The sequence below is a fragment of the Bradyrhizobium sp. SZCCHNPS1003 genome (assembly GCF_032381555.1).
Lineage (GTDB): Bacteria > Pseudomonadota > Alphaproteobacteria > Rhizobiales > Xanthobacteraceae > Bradyrhizobium.
Genome location: NZ_JAUHIU010000008.1, coordinates 1 through 22,901 on the forward strand (window position 1 = coordinate 1; position 22,901 = coordinate 22,901).

Sequence of the window (22,901 nt, forward strand, 5' to 3'; positions counted from 1 at the left end):
TCTGGCACAGCCGTCACGTCCATCGCAGCCCACCTCCACGTTCGTGACGACGCGTACGTCCCTCTGCTCGAGGCGGGTTGCGCCGACATAAGCACAATTTCTGAAAAACAGCAACCGAAATCTTTCCAATCGGCAGGCCGCCTGCCCCCGAAACAGCGCGAGAAGCTCATCGTTCGGCCGTTCGGTCGCTCCTAAGGCCTTTCCCCTGAACGACCAAAGCGATCGCATTTGCGTCGTTGATGTCCGCAGCCGTTGCTGAGCTCTCATGGTCCGAGGGCCGCGGCAAGCGGCGGTCTCAGAGGACGGCCGCAGGCGCCGCCAGCACTGCGCTCTTGTCCATCTGCGATCCCCCTGCCCCCACAACCGTGCATGATGGCCTACGAATCGTCGGGTCACCTCGCCGGCCTTGCCATCATGCGCCAGCTCTCTGACCGCCTATTCCGGAATCCGTGCGATCAGCTGATGATGGGCATTGACGCCGATGTCGCCGCGCTGCGCGCCATGAGCCGCACCGTCGCTGTGATAGACGAGCAGTACGGCGTTGTCGTGGGTCAGAGGCTGCGGCGCCATGATCGTCAGCTTGGCCTTGCCATCTGCGCTGGCCACGAAGTCGTTGGTCGTGGCAGTGCCGTCGAGCGGCGTGAAGCCGACAGGCTTCTGGTCGAAATGGTTTTCGAACAGGCTGTAATGGCCGCCCGGCTTCAGATGATCGAAGCTCATGGCAATCTCGACCTTGCCGCCAGCCGCCGGCGTGAGCGTCACGCTGCCGCTCGCCGCCAGCCAGTCGCCGAGCGTGAAGCCGATCGCCTCTCCCTTGGCATTGGAGATTGCAGCGGTCATCGCATCCTGATCGATGAAGGCTGGCCGGAAGCCGGCGACATGCGAAATGTTCTGCGGCCCGACGGCGACCGGCGCTGCCGCGTCCGCGACGAAGGCATGGGGATCGACCGACTTCGGCTGCTTTGTCTCGGCCGAGAAGAATGCAGCATGCGTGACGAAGGTCAGATGGCTTGCATCGGCAGCCATGCTGGGGGCAGCGAGTGACGCGAGCAGCAGCACCGGGCCGGCCCACGAGATCAGATTCTTCGATCGTTGCATCGTCCTATTCTCCTGGCGCCGCGTGCATGTCGACGCGCGCGATGCGCGTCCTGGCGGGCCTGCACGCGCCGAAGCCCTGCTGGCTGTTCGCTTCGAATGCGACAAAGGTTACGCCCGCTGCCGCCCATGTCGTGGCGCGCAGCACTGCGAGCTCAGTCCTGGGCAAAGACGCGTGGTGCGATCGAGAGGAACATGCGGCGGCCAAACAGGGCGGCCACCCCCATGAGCAGGATCGCCGTTCCGACGTTCCACATCAGGATCATCACCGAGGCGTCGATGGTATGGAACAGCGCGAGCGCCGTCGACGTGATCGCAGAGACGGCGAGGCTTCCCATCAGAGCGACCATGGTGGGACGAAGCCGCGCGGCATAGCGCAGCATCACCAGCAAGGCCAGCGACAGCGGCAGACTCGTCACCGCGAGCGTCGTGAAGCAGCGCGCCGCTTCGCCCGGACTCATGCCGTCGGGACCGATCGAGACCCAGTCCGTCAGACACTGATAGCCGATGTTGGACAGCCAGAGCGCAAGCGCCGGCAGCGGCAGGAGCATCCAGAGTCGCGAGCGATCGGGAAGACTGATCAGGAACGCCGCGATCACCGCCAGCACGCCGGTCAGGATCGATCCCAGCAGGCTGGTGACGAAGGGCGCATCGTGGAGGCGCTGCGCCAGATCCGGACGGATCCCCTGGTTGACGGCGAGCAACGCCACGATGGCGGCTGCTCCCAGCAGCCAGCCGCAGGCGCGCAGCAGCGGCGGCCGCAGCCGTCTCACCGGCCGCATGTCGGTCGCAAGAGAGTCGATCAGGTCATCGGTCTTGATCATGGCTCGTTCCGCGGAATGAGCAGCTTCTGAAGGCTCTTCAGAGCGCGGTGCATGTTGACTTTCAAGGAGGTCGTGGACATTCCGGTCGCCGCCGACGCCTCCCTGAGCGACAGCTCCTTGAGCTTGAGCAGCCGCACGGCCTGTTGCTGGGCCGGCGGAAGGTTGCCGATCGCCCGCTCCAGTTCGCGGCGGTCAGGGGCCGCCTCCGCACTGGTCTCGGGCTCGGCTGCAATCTCGTGCTCCGGCGCCAGCGCGATCTCTCGCCCACGCTGGCGGACCTGCCGCCGCACCCGATCGATCAGTCGACGGTTGGCGATGGTCACCAGCCACGGCGCGAACGGGCGCGTCGGATCATAGGTGTGGCGGATCGAATGAATGGTCAACAGCACGTCCTGCACCGCGTCCTCGATGTCGCTGCGGTCGTTGCAGCGCCGGGCCGCGAGCGAGCGCAGATACGGCGTGATCTCCTGCAGCAGCCGCTGATAGGCGACGCGGTCACCCTCCTGGGCATGCGCCATCAGGATCGCCCAATCGAGCGCCCGCCGCCCCGGCTTGACCTCGGCACGCGCCTGATGGTCGGCCGCGACGAGCCTCAGCCGCGGTGCGGGACCGCCCGGATCACCGCTCATCGGCGCCCTCCGCCTTTCGACCGAACGACGCCGCGAGATGATCGAGACTGACAGGCCCCGGCCCCAGGGCGATGATCGCAACGGCCATCGCAGCCCATGGCAGATGAAAATTGGCCCAGCCGTCGGGGACCACGAGCTGAATGATTGCGGTCATCATCAGAAGCCCGAGCGCGCTCAGCCGGGTCGCGAGCCCGGCCACGAGAAGCACGGGCAGCACGATCTCGGCCACGCCATCGAAGAACGCGAAGGCCGTAGGCCAGGGAAGATCGTAGGCCTGCCCGAACACATGCAGCTTGAACTCATCCTCGAACAGATAGGAAGCGGCCGGCGACAGCGACAGCAACCCATCCCACTTGGTCAGGCCGGATCTGAAGAACGGGACCGCCAGCGCGATCCGCAGCACCGGGGGCGCCACGGTCCCCGCCAGCCGAGCGAGCCGATCCGCGACGTCACGCACGACGACGGCGAGGGCTGGAATGGTTGCGGCCGTTCTCATGCCGTCCCCGCCATCGGCGCGAGGTCGAAGCCGATCACGGCTCCGCTGTGGATCAGGTCGTGGAGAGTTCCGGCCAGCTCGAACCGGACGTCGGCGCGCAGCGCATTCTCGAGCGCCGTCAGAACCGATCGGCCAGCCAGGAGGGCCTCGACGAAAGCGAGGCTGCCAGCGGGGATCGAGCGGACCACGACATCAGCGTCCGGACGGACGATCAGCGCGGCCTCTCGGGCGTCGATATCTACTGGGCCAGGAATTCCTCCGGCCGCATTCATCTGCCAAATCGTGAGCGCAGGAAACGATGAGCCGACGAGCCGCAACGACGGATGAAACCGCAGGCGAAGCCCGGGCAGATCGGCCGGCGCAACGGCTGCGAAGGCCGCCGGTGTGACCGGCCCGGCCTCGGCGGCGTGATAGGCCTCCGTCCAGGCGCGCTCGATCCGCGCGACATCCGCCAGATAGGGCAGCGCCGATGCCGGCGCGAAGCCGTGGATGAACGCGGCGAAGCCGGCGCCGTAATCGAGCAGGATGGGAGAGCGCGGAAGCTCGGAGACGACATAGCGGCGCGCCATGGCCTGGAAGAACTCCGCTCCGACGATGCGATGCACTGCGGGATAGGCGTCCTTCAGCGTGGCCGTCAAGCCGACCACGACGTTGTTGCGGTAGACGCCGAACCGTCGCCGGCTCGGCGTGCCGTCCGGCCCGACCAGGCCGGCGGGCACCGGCTGCTCGGGGTCGAGCAGCGCCCGCGCAAAGCTGCCAAGACGTTCAGCAGGCGGCGGCATCACGCCACCTCCGTCACTTGCATCTGCATGATCGCCTCGGCGCGGCTGGCGTCTTCCGCGAGCACCGGCCAGGGTGGCACCTCGGCGTCCCACTCGATCAGCGTCGGCACGGGGCCGATCGACCGGATGGCGCGCGCATACAGCGCCCAGACCACGTCGTCGACCGGACGGTCATGGGTATCGATAAGGAGCGGCTGTCCGTGCTCGTCGGCCTCGCGCGCGTGACCGGCGAGATGGATCTGCAGCACATGCCCAAGCGGAAATGCGTCGAGATAGGAATACGGATCCCACTGCTGATTAGTTGCGGCGACGTGCACGTTGTTGACGTCGAGCAGGAGTCCGCAGCCGGTGCGGCGCGCGATCTCGGCAATGAAGGCGGGTTCGGACCAGTTGCTCTCCGCGAACGCGACATAGGTGGACGGATTTTCGAGCAGCATGCGGCGGCCGAGCGCGCTCTGCACCTCGTCGATATTGGCGCAGATGCGGTTCAGGGTTTCCGTCGTGTAAGGGACCGGAAGCAGATCGTTGAAGAACCCGGACTCGTGCGACGACCACGCGAGGTGTTCCGAGAACAATCCGGGCTCGTAGCGCGCGATCAATTGGCGGAGGCGGCCGAGATGGGCTTGGTCGAGCGGGCGATCGGCGCCGATCGACAATCCGACGCCGTGAAGCGACAGCGGATAGCGCTCGCGAATAGCCATGAGGTAGCGGTGCGGCGGTCCGCCCGCGCCCATGTAGTTCTCGGCATGCACTTCGAAGAAGCCGATGTCGGGCGATGTTTCGACGATGCAGCGGTAGTGCTCGGCCTTCAGGCCGACGCCCCCCCGTGCAGGGATCCCTGCAGCCGTCGAGAATTGCGAGCGTGACACGTGGTGGCTCCGATCAAGAAGTGAGGCGGGCCGCGCGCAGCCCGCCCGCGGCATCAGGCCTTCGGCGTGAGGCTTCCCGATCCCTTCGGGGTCTGCATCGTCGTGCAGGTGCCCTTGGGTTCGAGCTTGAAGGCATTGCCCTGATAGTCCGCCGTGCTCGTGCCCGCGCAGGTCGTGCCGGCGCCCGCGAAGCAATCGTTCTGGCCCTTCAGCGCGACGCCGAAGCACTTCTCCATCTTGCCGTCCTTCATGGCCTTCATGGTCTCGGCCTGCTTGGCCTTCATCATCTTTTCCATGTCGCCCTTGGCCATCATCTCCGCCGAGGCGGACGTCACGGCAAGCGTGCCGGCGGCGACCGCGAATGCGCCGACAATCATTGCGGACAGCGTGCGATTGGACATGCGTGTTCCTCCATTCTCAGGGTTCAGCCTGCGGACATTGCAGGCGTCTGGCGGCCATCGGCACGCCTGCACATTGGTTCGCTCGGATGCGGCGGAAGGTTACGTCGCCGCGTTCGAGATGGCGTCCCTCAATTGCGCCTGAGATAGACGAATAGATCGGCGGCCGCCGACGACGACCAATCGGCGGCGCCCTGGAGGTATCCGATGACGAGGCCCGAAGCGGAGATCAGGTAGGTGATCGGCATTCCATGGAGGATGAACGGCGCGGTCCTGCCGCTGCCGTCGCCCTGCTGGGCCACATATCCGTTCGGATCGAGGCAGATCGGCAGCGTCTTCAGCCCAAGCGACCCGACGAAACGACCGACACGGTCGCGATCGCTCCGGTCTTCGGACACCGCGACGACCTGCAGGCGATCATGGGCGACGCTGCGCGCGAGTTGATCCAGCACCGGCAGTTCGGTGCGGCAGGCCGCGCACCATGAGGCGAAGAAGTTCAGCAGGATCGGCGCGCCGCGCAGCGCGGCCAGATCGAGCGTCCCGCCCTCGAGGCGAAACAGCCTCACCGGCGGCAGGCTCTGTTGCGGCCGCAGCAAGATGAGCTGATGGCGCCCGTCCGCGAAGGCCGGCACGTCATCGTGAGGCGGCGCAGCCAGGGCGGATCCCGCGCCCGCCATGAGGACCGACAGCAGGCCGCCGGTCACATCGCGCCGGCTCGCCACGCTCATTCCGTCACCTCCTCGACGACGAGAACGGGCGACGACTGCGGCACGGCGGGACGGAATGCGATGAAGAAGAACAGCGGATTGGGTAGCCAGTACAGCCAGCCGATCGACGGCTCACGCCGGCCATCCGGAAGCCGAAGGTCCAGCCAAACGTACAAGAACTTGTAGATGCACAGCCCGGGGATCCAGTTCAGCCGAAGATGGCCCGTCTTCAGGTAGCGCCGCCGGATGTAGAGATTTCCTTCGAACGGCGTGATGCCCCAGAGTCCGACCGGCCCTTCGGCAATCACCTCGCCGCTCGGCCGGTGCGTGATGCGCACGATGCGCGGGCGTGTGATCTGCAATCGGATACCTCCGCTGATCGCTCCGGACCATGTTGTTCCGACGGTTCGATCGCGGACCTGGAAAGGTTACCTGGCAGCTTGTCACGACGGAGCGGATATCCGCGGCGCAAATCCGGCTACGGCGGCCCGAGCCTCGACTGGCCTCACGGCTGACGAATCCGGATCGAGATCACACGCCCTGCCCGATCGCAGCGTCGCCGATCACGAGCGGACCGAGACGAAGGCAGGTTCGCGTGATCAGACTCTCCAGCTTGGCCGACGTGAGCTGCTGCGACATCTTCGCGACGCAGGTGAACCCGACCGCCTCGGCGGCGCTCCCGGCTGCGAAAACGAATGCCAGCAGGAGGAGCGCGTCCGATATCACGGACGGCGTGATGGCTTTCATGCAATTCCCCCTGCCGCAGGACCCGCGGCGGCAAGCCTCACGACACGTCCATACGATATGACTGCGCCAAGACCACAACCGTTGGCGGAACCGACCCGCTGCAGACCACCTGAAAAAAATCTGCTGGAAACGCCGGCCGTCGTGTCGGCATGTGCGCATGCGGACCGTCCTTGGGTCAGCCGTATCGATACGAGCTGGCTTGAGCACTCCCAAATGGCCGCCTATCCAAGGTTGAAGCGTGGCCTGCACCCGGACCGGAGAGGACCCCTGCGATGCCGACGAACAAAAACACGATCTGCCTGTGGTTCGACAAGGACGCCGAGGCGGCCGCGCGGTTCTATGCCGAGGTGTTTCCCGACAGCCACGTGGCCTCCGTGCACCGCGCGCCGGGCGACTATCCGTCCGGCAAGGCCGGCGACGTGCTGACAGTGCAATTCACGGTGTGTGGCATCCCCTGCCTCGGCCTCAATGGCGGTCCCGCGTTCACCCACAATGAATCCTTCTCGTTCCAGATCGCCACCGACGATCAGGAAGAGACCGACCGCTACTGGAACGCCATCGTTGGCCATGGCGGCCAGGAAAGCCAGTGCGGCTGGTGCAAGGACAAATGGGGCATCTCCTGGCAGATCACGCCGCGCGCACTCACCGACGCGATGGCGGCCGGCGGAGCCGAGGCCAAGCGCGTGTTCGCCGCGATGATGACGATGAAGAAGATCGACGTCGCCGCCATCGAGGCGGCGCGGCGGGGATGACCTTGCCAGCCGGAGCGCAGCATCGCCGCGCTCCGGCGTCACGGGCGCAGGCTGCCGCCACGATGGCGCGCAGGCAGCCGTTCGACGCCAGAGCCTCGGGACGAAACAAATGACGCCGCCGGGGGAACCATGGGATGGCCAGCAGATTGGTTCCATGACGCAATCCCCCCACCCGGAGACATCTCATCACCATGAAGATTCTTACGATCACTCTCGCAGTAGCCGCGAGCACATTGATGGCTGCAGCCGCCTCCGCTGCCCCGCTCACGGCCGGTATATCGGTCCTCCCGGAGAGCAGCATCCAGCAGGTTCGCCTGGTCTGCAACGAGAACGGCCGCTGCTGGCGCCAAAGCCGCGAACGCCGTGTCATCATCCGCGAAGACCGCGGCGCCTACGGCTATGGCCGGCACGAGCGGCGTGGCTATGAAGAGCGTGGCTATGAAGATCGTGACGGCATCGGCATCCGCGCGCCCGGCGTGAGCGTCGGAATCGGCCGATAACACGTCCGACGTTCTGACTCATGCCAAGGCATCGCGATCAGAACTGCACATGATCCACAAATGAGCCAGGCGTCCGACGTTCGCATGTCGATGCAACGATGCTACGAACGTCGGATGAGCCGTCAGGCCAGACTCGCTCTCGCTTCAGGCGATGGCGGCGACCAGATCCTCACGACAAATAGTTTCGGGCTGGACCTCGCTATCGCGCGCGCGCACACCATATGTTGATGATCACCGCGCGTCCCCCGGCTGCCATCGGTGACTGAGAGCCATGCGCTCCCGCCGCGACCAGAAGGCGGACAGCATGTCGAAAACCTCGAACACCTCTTCGAACACCACCACGTCCAGTGCGCGCGTGGTTGGTGCGACCGCTCCTGGCGCCGCCATTCTTTGGGCTGCTGATCGTCGCCGCGATTCTGATCCGGTGGCCGCCGTTCGCAGCGGGGCGCTTGCGCCAGTTCACCCCGACAAGCCCTCCGAGCCGGCCAAGCGAGAGCGGTCATCGCTGCACGCGACACTCGCCACCAGGGCGGAGAATGCGTTGGAGACGGCGGGCCTGATGCAGCAGGGCGGCGAGCGCGCTGCCGCGATCAGGAAGGCGACCATCCTCGCAAACGCCGCCGAGATACTCGGGCATTTCAACGGAAGTGTCCGCTCGCGAACGAAGTGACGCTGGGGCGGCCTGCTCCTGCGTACCATCGTGCCCTCCGAGGGCGGCATCCGGTACAAGGACATGTCAGCCAATGCTCGAGATCAACCTCACCACAGAGCCTCCTCACGGCACGGTCGTGGATCCCGACTTTCTGCTGACGGAAATCATCGGGCTGAAGCGCCTGCTCGTCGAGGCCGAGAGCAATGCCAAGACCCGGTCCGAGCAGGCCGAAATCGAGGCGAGAGAACGCGAGACGGCGAGCAGGCTGCAAAAGCTCATTCTCGAGGAGCTGCACCATCGCATCAAGAATACGCTCGCGACCGTCACCGCCATCGTCTCCCAGAGCCTCCGCAACGTGCCGGCGACCAAGGATGCACAGCATGCCATCTCCGGGCGGCTCCTGGCCCTCGGACGGGCACACGATCTCCTCCTGCAAGCGAAATTGTCCAACGGCGATCTCCGCACTGTGATCCGTACGTCCGTCCAGGCCTTCGACACGCCCGACAACTCACGCTTTGCGATCACCGGGCCCGACGTGCTGGTGACGCCGGATGCCGTCATCGCCATCGCGATGACGCTCAACGAGCTGTGCACGAACGCCCTGAAGTTCGGTGCGCTGTCCGTGCCGGAAGGACGCGTCGATCTGCTGTGGACCGTCGACCAACGCCGGGTCCACTTCGCCTGGACCGAAAGACACGGCCCTGTCGTTCAACAGCCCGCCAGCCGAAGCTTCGGAACCCGGCTGATCGAAACGATCGGCGTGCAGCTCGGCGACGAGGTTCAGTTGACCTATGCGCCGTCAGGGCTCTCCTACACGTTCGACGCGCCGATCGCCGTTCTCGACTCTCCCGTGAGACCGCTGATGCACGCAACAGAAAGGGATCTCCGATGTCGCTGAGCCAATTTAGCGTCGATGAGCAGCCGCATACGATGGACGGATTGCGCCTGCTCGCCCAGGATGGCGCCGTCGGCGTCGAGGCCTTCGTCAGCCGCAAGGTGATGGACATCTGGGCCGAGTCGATCGAGCACACGGGCGGCCGGCAGAGCCTGTTTCGTGTCCAATACAATGCGCTGGGAAAATTGAACCTTGCTGCGATCGAGCGGATCGTGAGCAGGAAATATCGGCGCGGCACCGCATCCAACCGTCAGCATCCCTTCATCGAGGTGTTGTTCTCGGATATCGCCGACAGCGGTGAAACGCTCGATCTGAGCGAGCTGGTGCGAGAGCCATTGCCGCCGTCGTTCCATCGGCTTGCGTGAGGCAGACGGACGGCGCACCTCAGGTCTGACCGATCAGGGTGTGCGCGGACGCGGCGCAGATCTCCTCGAGGAAGTCGAGGAAGGCGCGGGCGCGCGAGGAGATCAGCTTGCGGCTCGGAAAGATCGCGGTCAGCTGGGCGGCGCGAGTGTCGAACGCGACCCCCCTGCCGATCTCGACCAGCCGGCCCTCGCCGAGCAGCTCGACGCAATAGTGCTCCGGCAGAAAGGAAATGCCGGCGCCGTGGGCGACGGCGCGGCGCACCGCCAGCGGATTGTTGATGCGGGCGACATGCGCACCGACGTCGAAGCGGACGAGATGGCCGTGCTGCTTGATCATCAGGGTGCGGTCGCCATAGCGCCGCTCGCAGATCATGAGATGGCGCTCCAGCGCGCGGACGTCGTCGCCGATGTCGTGCGCGGCGAGATAGGCGGGGCTGGTCACCCAGATCAGGCGGCCGCCGATCAGCACCTTCTGCGCCAGCTCGGAATTCTCCTGCACGCCGACCACGACCGCGATGTCGAAGCGGTCGGCCAGCATGTCGATCGCCCGCGTGGTGGCCTCGACATCGAGCTCGATGCGCGGATAGCGGCGGTGGAATTCGGCGAGCTGCGGCGCCAGGATCTCCTCGCAGAATGCCGGCGGCAGCGCCACCGACAGTCGGCCGCTGGGCACGCCGACCAGCCCGGTCATGACCGCGTCGGCCTCAGAGACCTGATCCAGGATCTTCTGACATTGCTGGAAGAACAGCTCGCCCTCGCGGGTCACCCGGACGCGCCGCGAGTTGCGGTCGAACAGCCGGATGCCGAGATCCTGCTCGAGCCGGGCGACCGATTTGCTGACCGAGGATTTCGGCATGCCCAGGGACCGCGAGGCGCCGGTCATGCCGCCGGTCGCGACCACCGCATGGAACACCGGAATGTCCTCGATCCGCCATTTCATCCTAGAGCCGCTCGTTCATCGAGAGAAACGATCCGTGCACGTTAGCATGATTGTCTAGCATGGGAAACTTCGTAAGGTCCGTCGCAGCACGGCCGCGGGTCACAGTCCAGGGCGGCCCATTTCGCGGAGGGACACTTGGCCCGGATCATCGGCGGCATCGGCGCCTCGCACTCGCCCACCATCGGCTTCGCACTCGACACCAACAAGCAGAACGACCCGGCCTGGAAGCCGATCTTCGACGGCTTCGCAGTCGTGCGCGACTGGGTGAAGCAGAAGGACATCGACGTCCTGTTCATGATCTACAATGATCACATCACCTCGTTCTTCTTCGATCACTACTCCGCCTTCGCGCTCGGCATTGACGACCGCTATATCGCCGCCGACGAAGGCGGCGGACCGCGCGACGTGCCGCCGGCGAAGGGCCACCTCGGCCTGTCGCAGCACATCGCGATGGCGATGATGGCGGACGAGTTCGACATGTCGTTCTTCCAGGGCAAGCCGGTCGATCACGGCCTGCTGTCGCCGCTATCGATGATGGGCGATGCCAGCGGCCCGTGGCCGGGCATGGTGGTGCCGCTGCAGGTCGGCGTGCTGCAGCTGCCGATTCCCAATGCGAAGCGGATGTGGAAGCTCGGCAAGACCCTGCGCAAGGCGATCGAGAGCTATCCGGAAGACCTGAAAGTGGCGATCTTCGCCACCGGCGGGCTGTCGCACCAGGTTCACGGCGAGCGCGCCGGCTTTCTCAACGAAGACTGGGACAACGAATTCCTCGATCTGCTGGAGAACGACCCGGAGCAGCTGACGGCGATGCGCATCGCCGACTACGCGGTCAAGGGCGGCATGGAAGGCGCCGAGGTCATCATGTGGCTGATCATGCGCGGTGCGCTGTCGGACAGTGTGAGGCTCGTGCACAAGCAGACCTACGCGCCGTCGGTGACCAACATCGCCACGCTGGTGTTCGAGGATCTCGGCGGCGCGCCCGAACCGCAGGAGGTCGCGGCCTATCGCGCACACATCGGCCATGAACTCGCGGGCGCGGAGATGCTGACCGGCACCTACCCGTTCACCCATGGCCGCAGCCAGGCCAATTTCCGCATCAACGACTTCCTGCACCGGCTCGTCATCCCCGCGCATCGCAAGAGATTCGTTGAGGAATTCGACGCACTGGCGGACGAGCACCGTCTCACGGACGAGGAGCGCGAGCTCATCAAGAACCGCCGCTGGATCGAGATGATCCGACGCGGCGTCAGCTTCTTCGTGCTGGAGAAGATGGCCGCCGTGATCGGCGTCTCCAACCCGGAGGTCTATGCGGCGTTTCGCGGCGAGACGCTGGAAGCCTTTCTGAAGACCCGCAAGGTGCCGATGCGCTACTCCGTCGCCGGCGGCGCCAAGGCGGACGCGATCGACGCCCATTGACATTGGCACGCACGACCGGCGCCGCCGCCCCGCAGCGGCGACGCAGGTCATGTCTCCGGCGTTGATGCCGCGCGCCTTGGCCCAGCGCTCCAGGAGCTTGCGCTCGTCGCAGCGTGCACAAGCCGAAAAGCCGCCGCGCCCCGCGGCGAACGCCGCTTGGCCCTCCCCTTGCATCGGCCTCTCATGAGCCGGTTCGCAAGATGGAGTTGTCAGATGTCCGACAGCCTGCACACCGTCGTCGTGGCCAGGAAGGCCATCGAGGCGCACAACATGGCGTCATTCGAACTTGTCCCGGCGGACGATCAGCCGCTGCCGGGCTTCACCCCCGGCAGCCATATCGACGTCACCCTGCCGAACGGACTCACACGGCAATATTCGCTGCTGAACAGCGCCGCCGAACGCAATCGCTACTGCATCGGCGTGTGGAAGGATGCCAACAGCCGCGGCGGCTCCAAGGCGCTGCATCTCGATATCAACGAAGGCGACAAGCTGCAGGTCAGCCGCCCACGCAACCGCTTCAAGATCCCGAAGGACACCAAGCGCGCGCTGCTCGTGGCGCGCGGCATCGGCGTCACGCCGATCCTGTCGATCGCGGATACGCTGAAGGCGAAGAACATCCCGTTCGAGCTGCACTACGTGTTCGCGCTGATGTCGCCGGATTCGTTCCGTAGCACCATCGAGGCCTCGGCCTTCGCCGAAGATACGACATACTACAAGGAAGCCACCGAGGACAATCAGCTGCTGAAGGCCGCCGAGCTGCTGGCGGACCGGCCCGACGACACCCAGCTGTTCATCTGCGGCGTCGACTGGTGGATGGATCCGATCGTCGCGCTGGCCAAGCAGAAGGGATTTGCCGAGGAGCGCATCCATGCCGAGCGCTTCACCGCGAAGGCGGCCGCGGCGCTGCTCGACAAGGTGTTCGACGTCACCATCAAGAGCACCGGCGCGACCTTCAAGATCCCCGGCGACAAGACCGTGACCGCGTTCCTCGAGGAGAACGGCGTCAAGATCGCGACCTCCTGCGAGCAGGGCCTATGCGGCACCTGCAAGACCAGGGTCGTCGAGGGCGAGGTCGACCATCGCGACAAGCGCCTGTCGGCGGCGCAACGTGCCGAAGGTTACTTCCTGCCTTGTGTATCGCGCGGCAAGGGCGACCGGCTGGTGCTGGATCTCTAGCACCGTGACGACCGAGACCGATCTGTGGCAGACCGCGTGGATCATCGCGCAACAGCATGGGACCGACGGGCCTGCGTTCGCGGCCCGCATGGCCGACGGCTTCAGGCTCGGCCACAAGATCGCCGCGCATCGGGCGTGGCTGTCGATCGCGGCCAAGGTCGCCGTGCTGATCGACGACAGCGCATCGGGCACCACGCACCGGCATTGATATGTCGAGAAGCGGACAGTTCTGATCGCGCTGTTCAGAATCGGACACGCTGTGTCGGCGCGTCATTCCGGGGCGACGCGCAGCGGCAAGCCCGAAATCCATATCCACCAGCCGTGGTTATGGATTCCGGGCCTGCGCCCAACGGGCTCATAACGACGGGGAGGCAGTCGCGGCTGTTCGGAACGTTTTTTGCTCCGCCTGACGCAGTCACCAAGCGACCGTCCAACATGCGCGAACGCGCAGGTCGCGCCTTGTGAGGAAGCATGTCCGTGTCACAGTCCGGCACGGCGGACGTTCCAGCCGCCGCCGACATCGCGTTGGCCTATCACGCCCGCACCAAGCACAGCCTCAAGCGCTATGCGGCGGGGCCGGAGACGCTGGACTGGGACGCGCAGCCCAATCCGTTCCGCGAGTTCGCCGGCAGCCCGCGCACCGATCTGCCGCTGACCTCGGACCGTCTCGCCGTGAGCTTCGCCGATGCCTGCGACGCCACGGCGCCGGTCCAGCCGTTGACGATCGACGGCGTCGCGCTGCTGCTGGAATTGTCGTTCGGGCTGGCGGCCTGGAAGGAGTACGGCCCGGACCGCTGGGCGTTGCGCTGCAATCCCTCCAGCGGCAATCTGCATCCGACCGAGGCCTATGTCATCGCGGAGAATGTGACAGGGCTCAGCGACGGTCTTCATCACTATGTCAGCCGCGATCACGTGCTGGAGCAACGTTGCCGCCGCGGCAGGCCATCGCGTGGCGAGCCGCGGCTATGGCTCGCGCTGTCCTCGATCCATTGGCGCGAGGCGTGGAAATATGGCGAGCGCGCGTTCCGCTACTGCCAGCTCGACCTCGGACATGCGATCGGCGCCGTCAGCTACGCCGCCGCTGCGCTCGGCTGGTACGCGCGCGTGATCGACGGCATCGACAGCGCGAGGCTGGCGGCGCTGATGGGACTCGATCGCGCGGATGATTTCGCCGGCGTCGAGACCGAGAATGCCGATGTGCTGCTCGCGATCACACCGCGCGATGCGAGCTCGCGGTCGCCTACCGGTTTGCCATCACTCGCCACGATCGACGACACGTGGAAAGGTCAGGCGAACCGGCTCGATCGCCATCCGCTCTACCGCTGGCCCATCATCCCCGAGGTAAGCGCGGCCACGGCCGGCGCGGCGCAGGATGCGATCTCCACTCCGTGGCGGTGCCCGCCGCTGACGCGGCAATCACAGGTGCGCGCGGCCGAGCTCATTCTCGGTCGTCGCAGCGCGCAGCGCTTCGACGCCAGGTTCACGATGGATCTCGCAACGTTGCTTCACCTTCTCGACGCGCTGCTGCCGCGCGCTACGCCGCCATGGACCATCTGGCCGTTCGCGTCGCGGCTGCATCCGCTGCTATTCGTCCATCGCGTCGAGGGGCTCACGCCCGGGCTCTATGCGCTGCCGCGCGGCAGCGAGGCGGAGACCAGCCTTCGGCGCGCGCTGCGTCCCGACTTCGACTGGCAGCCGGTCGAGCGCGTGCCTGATCATCTGCCGTTGTTCCGGCTGCTGCCGACCGACAGCCGCAGCGTGATCCGCACCGCGAGCTGTCACCAGGCGATCGCGGGCGACGGCTGCTTTGCGATGGCGATGCTCGCCGAGTTCACGCCGGCCGTCAGCGACCATCCGTGGCGCTATCGGCAACTGCATTGGGAGGCCGGCCTGATCGGCCACGTGCTCTACCTCGAAGCCGAGGCGGCGGGCCTGCGCGGCACCGGCATCGGCTGCTTCTTCGACGACTCCGTGCACGAGATGCTCGGCGTGGTCGGAGAGCAGTTCCAGGTGCTCTATCACTTCACGGTCGGCCGTCCCCTGACCGATGATCGCATCACGACGCTGGCGGCCTATCCCGGCCGCACGCGCAATGAAGCGGGAGTCCTGCCATGAGACCACGTATTCCGTTTCAGCGCATCGATGTCGACCACGCAGCCGAGCTGCTGCAGCGCGACGATGTGCTGCGCTTCGACGCCCGCGACACCGCCTCGTTCGACACCGCGCATATGGCCGGCGCGCGGCATCTCACCCAGCGCAATCTCGCCGAGATGATCGCCGGCACGAGCAGGCGCGCGCCGATCCTGATTTACTGCTATCACGGCAATGCCAGCCAGGACTACGCGCAGACCTTCTCCGATTTCGGCTTCACTGAGGTCTATAGCCTCGACGGCGGCTATGAGGCGTGGCGCCAGCGTTGTCCCGCGCGGAGCGGCGCGGCGAACGTCAGTCCGGCCCTGGCGGCGTGGCTCGCCGCCCAGGGCTTTCCCGCTGACGGTGTCGACGCCATCATCGCCAATCGGACCACGCCGTTGATGAAGGCGGCACATCTCGGCAATGTCGTCGTCATCCGCGAGTTGCTCTCTGCCGGCGCCGACATCGCCGCCAGGAACGCGGACGGCAATAACGCGCTGTGGCTCGCCTGCGTCGGCCGGCATCTCGACGCCATCGACGCGCTGGTCGAGGCCGGCATCGATCTCGACAACAGCAACGACAATGGTGCGACAGCGCTGATGTATGCGTCCTCCTCCGGCAAGGCCGATGTGGTCGCGCATCTCCTGGCCAAGGGCGCGGACATCCGCACCGAGACGCTCGACGGCTTTTCCGCGCTCGACATGGCCGCTTCGCTCGAATGCCTGAACCTGCTGCGGAATGCGGCCAAGGCGGCGGCTTCAAAGGCGCCCGCGCCCGAGGTCCGACCGTGACCGTCATCGAGCACGATTTCGGCATGCAGCAGCGCCGGGTCGAGCGCCGCTTCCGGACGCTGCTCAGCCTCGATGCGCTGCACGAGGCCAATGTCCGCGCCAATCCCATTCCTTATCTGGAACGCGCCAGCGAGCGCATCTACCAGCTCGAGAAGGCGCTGTTCGATGCGCTGCAGGCGGCGACGGCTGCAGCCGACGATCATGGCGAGACGGTGAGCATCGGCAAGGCCGAGCATCAGCGCCTGCTGCAATGCCGGGCCATCGTCGAGAGCGCCTATGCGCAGTTCGTCGCCGATCAGCCCGAGACCTGACTGAACGAGGTTGGAGAAAGAGATGAGTGAAGGATTCTTCGTGGACTGGGATGGCAACCTGCGCAGCGCCGCCGATCCCGGCGGCGGCTATCTGTGCGACATCGACACTGTCGCGCGCTACGTCGCGGTGACGACCAAGAACGGCACGCTGGTGCACGAGGCGACCTTTTTCAGAACCCGGGCCGATGTCGACAAGGCCGGCATCAAGGCACAGCTTGTGTCCGGCACCCATCCGTGGGGCAAGAAGGCGGATGGGTTCTGAGGGTCCGCCGAACGACATCACGTAGTGAGTGTCATTGCGAGCGAAGCGGAAGCAATCCAGGGCTCAGGTAGGATTCTGGATTGCTTCGTCGCTTCGCTCCTCGCAATGACGTTGGAAACCCCATCCGTCAATCCGGGTGGATCATGATCTCCATGGTCTCGTCGAGGTCGTCGAACGGATCGGGAATATCTTCCACCAGCGCGACGCCGCACAGGCACACCTCGCCGTCGATGACAGCGAGCGCAATCGGCTCCAGGCTCTGCCCTGCGCAGGCACCGGCGTTGCACAGCCCGGTGTCGATCTCGAACGTTGCGCCATGCCGTCCGCAGCGCAGCAGCGTCCGATCCGGATTGAAGAACTGGCCGCTACCGATGTTCAGCCATTTGCCCTCGTGTGGGCAGCTGTTGACATAGCCGACAAAGCCGCCGGACACAGTGTGGATGATCACGATAGGAAACGGCCGCGCCTCGCCATTGTCGCCGATCCGCGACAGGCTGAACGCCTTGGCTTCACCCGGCGCGATGCCGGCGGTCGGACAGATCACGAAGATTTCCGGCTCACGTTCCGTCATGCGCGGCGCTCCCTGACCGGCGCGACGGAGCTACGGGACCGCGATGACGTCTCCTGTCGCAAACCTGACGGCAGCAGCCCGACGTGTCGAGCCACGGCGCATCATTCTCTATCTGCCCCGATCCTTGCATGAAGCATGCCGTAGGCATCGAAGACACGCCGATGTCGGCTTGGAGACAATGATGGCCGCGATGAAATTCTACATGACGCCGGGATCGTGCTCGACCGGCATCCATATCATTCTCGAAGAGCTCGAGGAGGTGTTCGAGGCCCATATCGTCAACCTGCCGGCCGGCGACAATTTCAAACCGGACTATGTGGCCATCAACCCGAAATCGACGATTCCGGCGCTGGTGCGCAGCGACGGCAGCGTGCTGACGGAAGTGCCGGCGATTGCTTATTGGCTCGGCCGCTCCAGGCCGCGCGCCAGATTGTGGCCTTCGGATATCGAGACCGAAACGCGGCTGCTCGAAGCCATGAGCTACATTGCCGGAACGGTGCATGGCCACGGCTTCGCGCGCATCTTCGCCACGCCGACCTTCAGCCGCAACGAGGCCGACCAGGAGTCGGTGCGCGCGCTCGGCCGCAACATCGTCGTGAAGGGCTTTGCGATCCTGAACAAGATGCTCGACGGGCAGTCTTATCTCGGCGGCGAATTCTCGGTCGCCGATCCGATCCTGTTCTATGTCGAGTTCTGGGCCGACAAGACCGGCATTGCGCTGCCGGCCAACCTGCTCGCGCACTACCGCCGCATGCTCGCGCGCCCGGTCGTGCAGCGGGTGCTGCGCGAGGAAGGGTACAATCCGGCGACCTTGGGGCAGACCAGCCAGTTGTAGCCGATCTACTCCGCGGCCTCCGGCAGCAGCTCGTGGTCGCCCAGATCGATGCTGCGGAAGATGGCGCAGCGGCGGAAGACCTCGATGGTCGGGCGGACGCTCTTGTGGTGGCAATATTTGGCGACCAGCTTGGCCAGCCCCTTGATGTCGCGGCCTGACGCGCCCGGGAACGTGTCCACCAGCAGCTCCACCAAGCCCGCATCGACGTTCAAGCCGAACTGCGCACACATCACCCGCCAGATCCGGCCGCGCGCTTGCGCGTCCGGCGCCTGGAACTTGATCAGCGCGATGCAGCGCGACACGATCGCTTCATCGATGTCGTCGATGCGGTTGGTGGTCAGGAACAAGAGCCCGTTGAAATACTCCAGCACACGCAGGAAGACGCCGACGACGGCATTCATCGTCATGTCGTCCTCGCGCCGCTTGATGTAGACGTCGGCTTCGTCGATCAGCATGACCGCGCCCCAGCGCTGCGCGCGCGTCAGCGCATCCTTCAGCGCACTCTCCATCGCCGCGACGTTCAGCCCGAGCTGACCGGAATGCACGCGGTACAGCGGCCGGCCGATGATCTCGGCGTAGACCTCCGCCGTCAGCGTCTTGCCGACGCCGGGCGGCCCCGCGCAAAGCACGGTGGTGCCGCCGGACTTGCCGGCGACGATGTCGTCCATCAAGAGGTCCATCTCGGCAGTGAGGATGTCGATCAGATCGGTCTGCTCCTCCGGCAGCACCAGCTTCTGCTTGAGCTCGGGCTGATAGGCGTAGGGCACCATGTCGTCGGCATGCACCCAGAGATAATGGTGCAGGTCGAGATGGAACATCAGCATGTAGGGATGGACGGGAATGCGGCAGAAGATGCCCTTCGGGATCGCCGCCCTGGATTCTTCGACCTCCTGCTCGGCGTCATAGAGATTGCTCTTGGCGGCCTTGCGCAGGTACTGCCCGAGTATGTCGCCCGTGACCTCGAGCGTCAGCGCCCGCTCGGTGAGAATGCCTTCGTCGTTGACGAGCCGCGCGCTGCCGCCGCCGGACGACAGCACGATCACGTCCTTGCGCGACCAGTCCATGTCGCGATGCGAGGAGTTCGGATCATCGGCGAAGAAGCCGATGCCGCGGCCGGAGAACTGCGCTCCGTAGCGGCCGCGCCAGGCGAAATAGCGCTCGGCCGTCTCGTCATAGGCGGATATCAGCTCGGGTGTTTCCTTGAGGAAGCCCTTGGCGGCGAAGATTTCGGCGACCGTCCTGCCGACGATGTCGCCGGCGGAGATGCGCAGGGTGGACGTGGTGATCGCGCCCTTGGCGTTGGCCTTGAGCTCGATGAAGACGCGGCCGGCCTCGTCATTCGACGGTGCGGTGTAGTCGAGTCGCGTCACGACATAGGGCAGCGGCCGGCTGGCGACGTTGGCCGTGAACATCCAGCCGCGGATGGCGTCCGAGATCAGGTAGCGCGCAATCGCCGGCAGCACCGATTCCAGTTCGTGCTCGGAGAAGCGGGCGCCGGAATCGGCAAAGGCGCGCTGCAGGGTGGCGATCTGCGCCGCGCGGGCGTGCCATTCGGGACCGGCCTTCTGGTAGCTGTCGCGCAGGAAGTCGAGCTCGGCGGTCGCGAGTTGCGCCATATTGACCTCGACCTTGTCGCCGAAACGCAGCTGCTCCGTCAACGAGGCCAGACGCGGGAAGGCCGCCGCCATCGCCAGGATGGTCGAACGTTCGATCTGCAGCTTCATCGGTCGTACCTCGACGCTGTCGGACTCACGACGACATTCTCGTCGGCGTGCGCATCACATCTTCCGCCTTTGCCAGCAGCAGGCGGTTGGCGGCGAGCGAGAACTCCTGCCAGGCGGCGGCGATGTCGCGCAGGATCGTCTGCACGTAGTCCTTCGACGGCTTGTGCTCGAACGGAAAGTTCGACAGCGCGCAGGAGGTGCGATTGAAGGCTATGGCATCGTCGAGCAGCGACTGCATGACATCGCGGAACGGTTTCTGGATCTCCGGCATCAGGGCGGAGCGCCCGCGTTCGACGGCGACGTCGCGCATGTCGAAGGTCAGTGCGTCCAGCACCTGCAGCGCCGCCGCGAACACCCCCTCGGTGGCTCCGAGAACAGCGAGCTGGGTCAGTTGCTCGCGCTCCTGCGTAGCGAGGCTGCGGTTGAGCCGCTGCCGATAATCGTCGAACGCGGCATCACGCTGCGCGGCGACCCAGGCGCCGAACCAGGCGAGGCTCGCTGCGTTGCCCGACAGCCCGTCGCCGATCGCCACGGCCGGCCGCGGCCCGGCGATCTCGCCCATGCTCCGGGCCATCGCACGCTCGATGCGCTTGGCGGCGTTCAGGGCACCTTCGAGATAGCCGGCCGCGTGGCTTGCGGTCTCGGCGCCACCGAGGTGCAGCCGCCCGTCCCATAGCGCCCGCCGCAGCATCGGATTGGCGATCTCGCTGTGCTCGCCGCGCGGCGTGGTGCGATCCAATGCGCTGCAGGTGAAGCGCTCGGCCGCCCAGTCCTGATAGTGCTGCTCGCCGCCTTCCAGCGCGGAGCCGAACAGCTGCACCATCTGGCTGTCCATCAGCAGCGGCAGCCCGACACTGAAGGTCGCGCGCAGATCGGGCGAGAAGGCGAGGAAGCCGCCGAGCGCAGCACGGTCGCCGCCGGCATCGCAGGCGTCGAAGATCTCGCCGATCACGGCCTGCTCGTGGCTGACGAACGCATTGCCGGACCGGCCCTGGTCGCGCCAATGCGCCTGGTCGTAGGCGATCACGACCTTGGCCTGCGCCGCCATCCAGGTCTCGGCACCGCGCATCGCATCGAAGGTCGCGTCGTCCAGCTCGGGAAAGAAGCCGACGTGATCGATCAGCAGCCGCGGCGGCAGCGCGAGCACGGCGCGCTTGGCCTCGATCGCGACCGATTCCGTTGATGTGGCAAAGATCAGCCGCACATGCGTGCCGCAATCGACGATGCGCATCAGCTCATGGCCGAGATGGATGAAGGGCTGCGGCAGATCACGCGCCAGCGCCTCGACCAGCTTCGTCATGCCGCCGGAGAGCCGGCGCGCGCCCTGGTGGACCGGCGGCCCGCCGATCTGCTCGGCCGACTTGTCCGCCTCCTTCAGATGAAGAACCGTGCCGTCATCGTGCTGGGCAAAGTCGGACAGGCCGAGCTCCGCGATCAGGCCGGCGAGCAGCGGCTGGGTGTCCGGCCAGAACCAGGTCGGGCCGAGGTCCAACGCAAGCCCCGCTTTGCTCCTGGCCGACAGCACACGCCCGCCCAGGCGATGTCGGGCTTCGAACAAAGCGAACGTGCTGCCGCGCTGCTGCAGGCTGCGCGCGAGTGCCATTCCGCACAATCCACCTCCGACAATGGCCGTTTCGAGCATGGCAGGACCTCGGCTGATGCGTTGCGATCGCGTCTCGACCGGGTCCTGCAAGAAGCTTGCAAGTTTTTGCGCACCAGGGGATGTGCGTTTCCAAACATTGCTTGATTTTCGCACCGGCTTGGCTCACGCCATCACAATGAGCGACGAGCGCGAGATCCTGGCCGCCAATGCGGCCTTCTATGCTGCCTTCACGGCCGGCGATTTCGCGGCACTCGTTGCCCTCTGGGCCGATCGCGACGGCATCTCCTGCATTCATCCGGGCTGGCCGGCGATCGTCGGCCGCGCCGCCGTGATCGGCAGCTGGCGCGACATCCTCGCCAACCCCGGCCGGCCGAACATCGTCTGCGCGGACCCGCACGCGATCGTCGACGGCGATCATGGCCACGTGCTCTGCATCGAGCTGGTCGACGGCGCGGCGCTCGCAGCGGCCAATCACTTCGCGCGCATCGACGGCGCCTGGCGGATGATCCACCACCAATCCAGCCCGATCGCGCAGCTCGCGACGCCGGAACACGACGCCGACGGCCATCGTCTCCACTGATCGCCGCATCTGGCACGAAATTTGATCTACCCTCCCTGACCGGCAGCAATGTCGGGGATTGTTGATTTTCGTCGCGTCGGATTCGGGTCGAATGTCCGTCTCCACGCAAGGCGATCTGCGCAGGCTGCGACCAGCAACGTGCAGATGCCGACGGGAGACAGGGATGGCACGCGTTCTGACCGCCTATCTGAAACGCAGCGATGTGCCGACGCGCACAGCGTTGCAGCACGCCATCGACCTCGCGCTCGGACAGGCGCAGGGAGCACTGGTATGAACATCGCGGCTCCACTTCAGCCGACGGCGATCCATGCCGTGCCTGCCGAGCTCTGCGACTGCGGCTTCCGCCTGCTGATGATCCGCCAGTTCAATGTCGGCGCGGTGCCGCCGGCCTTCGCCATCATCGATCAGCGCGTCATGCGCATGCCGCAGCGGCTCGGCCGCCATGGCGTGTCGTTTGCCGCCACGTTCCTGCCCGAGGTGATGTCATGGCTGATCGATCATCTCGGCCGGCCATCGCTGCATGATGAGACCGGCCGCTCCTACCGCAATCCGCGCTGGCCTGTCGTGTGCTGGCATGACCAGGAACGCTACTGGCCGAGCGGCGCCGTCACGGTCGAGTGGTTCGCCGAGGTTGCCTTCCAGGATCACGCATCATGGATGGCATTCCGCACCCATTGGCACGAAAGCCTGACGGGCCGGAATGCCGGCGCAGACGCGACCGATGGAGAAGCAGAGCAGCGCGACGCGTACGATGCGGAAAAGGAATTTGCCGGCGAGGTGCTTCAGCAGGCATGATCTGCCAAAGTGATGCGGAGCCGTGCCGGGCTCTGTTCGATGCCGGTCGAGGC

The 22,901-nt window shown here is 65.8% G+C and carries 30 protein-coding genes; 16 read left to right on the top strand and 14 right to left on the bottom strand.

All coding sequences use genetic code 11. The annotated features are described in order from the left end of the window. A partial coding sequence (locus QX126_RS14245) for a hypothetical protein (RefSeq protein ID WP_315781762.1) occupies window positions 1-195 on the top strand: 195 nt, incomplete at its 5' end. 240 nt (window positions 196-435) lie between these two features. Here QX126_RS14245 and QX126_RS14250 read toward each other — a convergent pair. From QX126_RS14250 to QX126_RS14295, 10 genes are all read right to left on the bottom strand, one after another. Continuing rightward, window positions 436-1,098, bottom strand: a complete 663-nt coding sequence (locus QX126_RS14250) for a hypothetical protein (RefSeq protein WP_315781764.1) — start codon at window positions 1,096-1,098, stop codon at window positions 436-438. 152 nt (window positions 1,099-1,250) lie between these two features. Further along, entirely contained in the window at window positions 1,251-1,919 is a 669-nt protein-coding gene (locus QX126_RS14255; RefSeq protein ID WP_315781766.1) for a DUF1109 domain-containing protein, read from the bottom strand. Then, the gene (locus QX126_RS14260; protein ID WP_315781767.1) at window positions 1,916-2,548 is read right to left on the bottom strand and encodes a sigma-70 family RNA polymerase sigma factor; all 633 of its coding nucleotides are present in this window, start codon (window positions 2,546-2,548) and stop codon (window positions 1,916-1,918) included. The genes QX126_RS14255 and QX126_RS14260 overlap by 4 nt, the downstream gene beginning before the upstream one ends. Next, window positions 2,538-3,044, bottom strand: a complete 507-nt coding sequence (locus QX126_RS14265; RefSeq protein ID WP_315776090.1) for a DoxX family protein — start codon at window positions 3,042-3,044, stop codon at window positions 2,538-2,540. The genes QX126_RS14260 and QX126_RS14265 overlap by 11 nt, the downstream gene beginning before the upstream one ends. Continuing rightward, on the bottom strand, window positions 3,041-3,826 hold the full coding sequence (locus tag QX126_RS14270) for a DNA-binding domain-containing protein (RefSeq protein ID WP_315781769.1): 786 nt from the start codon (window positions 3,824-3,826) through the stop codon (window positions 3,041-3,043). The genes QX126_RS14265 and QX126_RS14270 overlap by 4 nt, the downstream gene beginning before the upstream one ends. Then, on the bottom strand, window positions 3,826-4,695 hold the full coding sequence (locus tag QX126_RS14275) for a DUF692 domain-containing protein (protein ID WP_315781770.1): 870 nt from the start codon (window positions 4,693-4,695) through the stop codon (window positions 3,826-3,828). Before QX126_RS14275 ends, QX126_RS14270 begins: the two co-directional genes overlap by 1 nt. Window positions 4,696-4,748: 53 nt before the next feature. Next, window positions 4,749-5,096, bottom strand: coding sequence for a DUF2282 domain-containing protein (locus tag QX126_RS14280; RefSeq protein WP_315738435.1), 348 nt, complete (start codon window positions 5,094-5,096; stop codon window positions 4,749-4,751). A gap of 128 nt (window positions 5,097-5,224) precedes the next feature. Beyond that, window positions 5,225-5,797 carry a TlpA disulfide reductase family protein gene (locus tag QX126_RS14285; protein ID WP_315772083.1) on the bottom strand — a complete coding sequence of 191 codons (573 nt, stop codon included), beginning with the start codon at window positions 5,795-5,797 and terminating at the stop codon, window positions 5,225-5,227. Between the two features lie 20 nt (window positions 5,798-5,817). After that, window positions 5,818-6,162: a hypothetical protein gene (locus tag QX126_RS14290; RefSeq protein ID WP_315772081.1), complete on the bottom strand. Its 345-nt coding sequence runs from the start codon at window positions 6,160-6,162 to the stop codon at window positions 5,818-5,820. A 169-nt stretch (window positions 6,163-6,331) separates the two neighbouring features. Beyond that, window positions 6,332-6,547, bottom strand: a complete 216-nt coding sequence (locus tag QX126_RS14295) for a hypothetical protein (RefSeq protein WP_315738438.1) — start codon at window positions 6,545-6,547, stop codon at window positions 6,332-6,334. Window positions 6,548-6,819: 272 nt separating this feature from the next. Here QX126_RS14295 and QX126_RS14300 point away from each other — a divergent pair, with 272 nt between their 5' ends. The 5 genes from QX126_RS14300 to QX126_RS14320 all read left to right on the top strand — a co-directional run bounded on the left by QX126_RS14300 (window position 6,820) and on the right by QX126_RS14320 (window position 9,711). Next, window positions 6,820-7,299: a VOC family protein gene (locus QX126_RS14300; protein WP_315755474.1), complete on the top strand. Its 480-nt coding sequence runs from the start codon at window positions 6,820-6,822 to the stop codon at window positions 7,297-7,299. 191 nt (window positions 7,300-7,490) lie between these two features. Then, a complete protein-coding gene (locus tag QX126_RS14305) occupies window positions 7,491-7,799 on the top strand; it encodes a hypothetical protein (RefSeq protein WP_315781772.1) in 309 nt (102 codons plus the stop codon). A 304-nt stretch (window positions 7,800-8,103) separates the two neighbouring features. Beyond that, window positions 8,104-8,469 carry a hypothetical protein gene (locus QX126_RS14310; RefSeq protein ID WP_315738441.1) on the top strand — a complete coding sequence of 122 codons (366 nt, stop codon included), beginning with the start codon at window positions 8,104-8,106 and terminating at the stop codon, window positions 8,467-8,469. 73 nt (window positions 8,470-8,542) lie between these two features. Then, entirely contained in the window at window positions 8,543-9,349 is an 807-nt protein-coding gene (locus tag QX126_RS14315; protein WP_315781774.1) for a sensor histidine kinase, read from the top strand. Then, the gene (locus tag QX126_RS14320) at window positions 9,340-9,711 is read left to right on the top strand and encodes a signal transduction histidine kinase (RefSeq protein WP_315781776.1); all 372 of its coding nucleotides are present in this window, start codon (window positions 9,340-9,342) and stop codon (window positions 9,709-9,711) included. The genes QX126_RS14315 and QX126_RS14320 overlap by 10 nt, the downstream gene beginning before the upstream one ends. A 19-nt stretch (window positions 9,712-9,730) precedes the next feature. Here the strand turns inward: QX126_RS14320 and QX126_RS14325 are convergent, their stop codons facing one another. Next, complete coding sequence (locus QX126_RS14325; RefSeq protein WP_315738444.1) at window positions 9,731-10,651, bottom strand: LysR family transcriptional regulator; 921 nt, start codon at window positions 10,649-10,651, stop codon at window positions 9,731-9,733. Between the two features lie 135 nt (window positions 10,652-10,786). Between QX126_RS14325 and QX126_RS14330 the strand changes: the two genes are divergently transcribed. From QX126_RS14330 to QX126_RS14360, 7 genes are all read left to right on the top strand, one after another. Beyond that, the gene (locus tag QX126_RS14330) at window positions 10,787-12,067 is read left to right on the top strand and encodes a gallate dioxygenase (protein ID WP_315781778.1); all 1,281 of its coding nucleotides are present in this window, start codon (window positions 10,787-10,789) and stop codon (window positions 12,065-12,067) included. 213 nt (window positions 12,068-12,280) lie between these two features. Further along, window positions 12,281-13,243, top strand: a complete 963-nt coding sequence (locus QX126_RS14335; RefSeq protein WP_315738446.1) for a PDR/VanB family oxidoreductase — start codon at window positions 12,281-12,283, stop codon at window positions 13,241-13,243. A gap of 4 nt (window positions 13,244-13,247) precedes the next feature. Then, a complete protein-coding gene (locus tag QX126_RS14340) occupies window positions 13,248-13,451 on the top strand; it encodes a hypothetical protein (protein WP_315738447.1) in 204 nt (67 codons plus the stop codon). Between the two features lie 263 nt (window positions 13,452-13,714). Next, window positions 13,715-15,358, top strand: a complete 1,644-nt coding sequence (locus tag QX126_RS14345; protein WP_315781780.1) for a nitroreductase family protein — start codon at window positions 13,715-13,717, stop codon at window positions 15,356-15,358. Between the two features lie 65 nt (window positions 15,359-15,423). Next, window positions 15,424-16,167: an ankyrin repeat domain-containing protein gene (locus QX126_RS14350; protein WP_315782102.1), complete on the top strand. Its 744-nt coding sequence runs from the start codon at window positions 15,424-15,426 to the stop codon at window positions 16,165-16,167. Beyond that, the gene (locus QX126_RS14355) at window positions 16,164-16,478 is read left to right on the top strand and encodes a hypothetical protein (RefSeq protein ID WP_315781781.1); all 315 of its coding nucleotides are present in this window, start codon (window positions 16,164-16,166) and stop codon (window positions 16,476-16,478) included. Before QX126_RS14350 ends, QX126_RS14355 begins: the two co-directional genes overlap by 4 nt. 22 nt (window positions 16,479-16,500) lie before the next feature. Further along, the gene (locus tag QX126_RS14360; RefSeq protein WP_315738450.1) at window positions 16,501-16,740 is read left to right on the top strand and encodes a hypothetical protein; all 240 of its coding nucleotides are present in this window, start codon (window positions 16,501-16,503) and stop codon (window positions 16,738-16,740) included. Between the two features lie 127 nt (window positions 16,741-16,867). Here QX126_RS14360 and QX126_RS14365 read toward each other — a convergent pair whose 3' ends face one another. After that, complete coding sequence (locus QX126_RS14365) at window positions 16,868-17,311, bottom strand: Rieske (2Fe-2S) protein (protein ID WP_315781783.1); 444 nt, start codon at window positions 17,309-17,311, stop codon at window positions 16,868-16,870. Between the two features lie 190 nt (window positions 17,312-17,501). Here QX126_RS14365 and QX126_RS14370 point away from each other — a divergent pair, with 190 nt between their 5' ends. Next, a complete protein-coding gene (locus QX126_RS14370; RefSeq protein ID WP_315782104.1) occupies window positions 17,502-18,146 on the top strand; it encodes a glutathione S-transferase family protein in 645 nt (214 codons plus the stop codon). A 5-nt stretch (window positions 18,147-18,151) separates the two neighbouring features. Here QX126_RS14370 and QX126_RS14375 read toward each other — a convergent pair whose 3' ends face one another. Then, on the bottom strand, window positions 18,152-19,870 hold the full coding sequence (locus QX126_RS14375; RefSeq protein ID WP_315781785.1) for an ATP-binding protein: 1,719 nt from the start codon (window positions 19,868-19,870) through the stop codon (window positions 18,152-18,154). Between the two features lie 25 nt (window positions 19,871-19,895). Next, entirely contained in the window at window positions 19,896-21,512 is a 1,617-nt protein-coding gene (locus QX126_RS14380; RefSeq protein WP_315781787.1) for a flavin monoamine oxidase family protein, read from the bottom strand. Between the two features lie 136 nt (window positions 21,513-21,648). Between QX126_RS14380 and QX126_RS14385 the strand changes: the two genes are divergently transcribed. Both QX126_RS14385 and QX126_RS14390 read left to right on the top strand, forming a co-directional pair. Further along, on the top strand, window positions 21,649-22,053 hold the full coding sequence (locus tag QX126_RS14385) for a nuclear transport factor 2 family protein (RefSeq protein ID WP_315755459.1): 405 nt from the start codon (window positions 21,649-21,651) through the stop codon (window positions 22,051-22,053). A 276-nt stretch (window positions 22,054-22,329) separates the two neighbouring features. Next, complete coding sequence (locus QX126_RS14390; protein WP_315776255.1) at window positions 22,330-22,848, top strand: hypothetical protein; 519 nt, start codon at window positions 22,330-22,332, stop codon at window positions 22,846-22,848. Window positions 22,849-22,901: the final 53 nt, after the last annotated feature.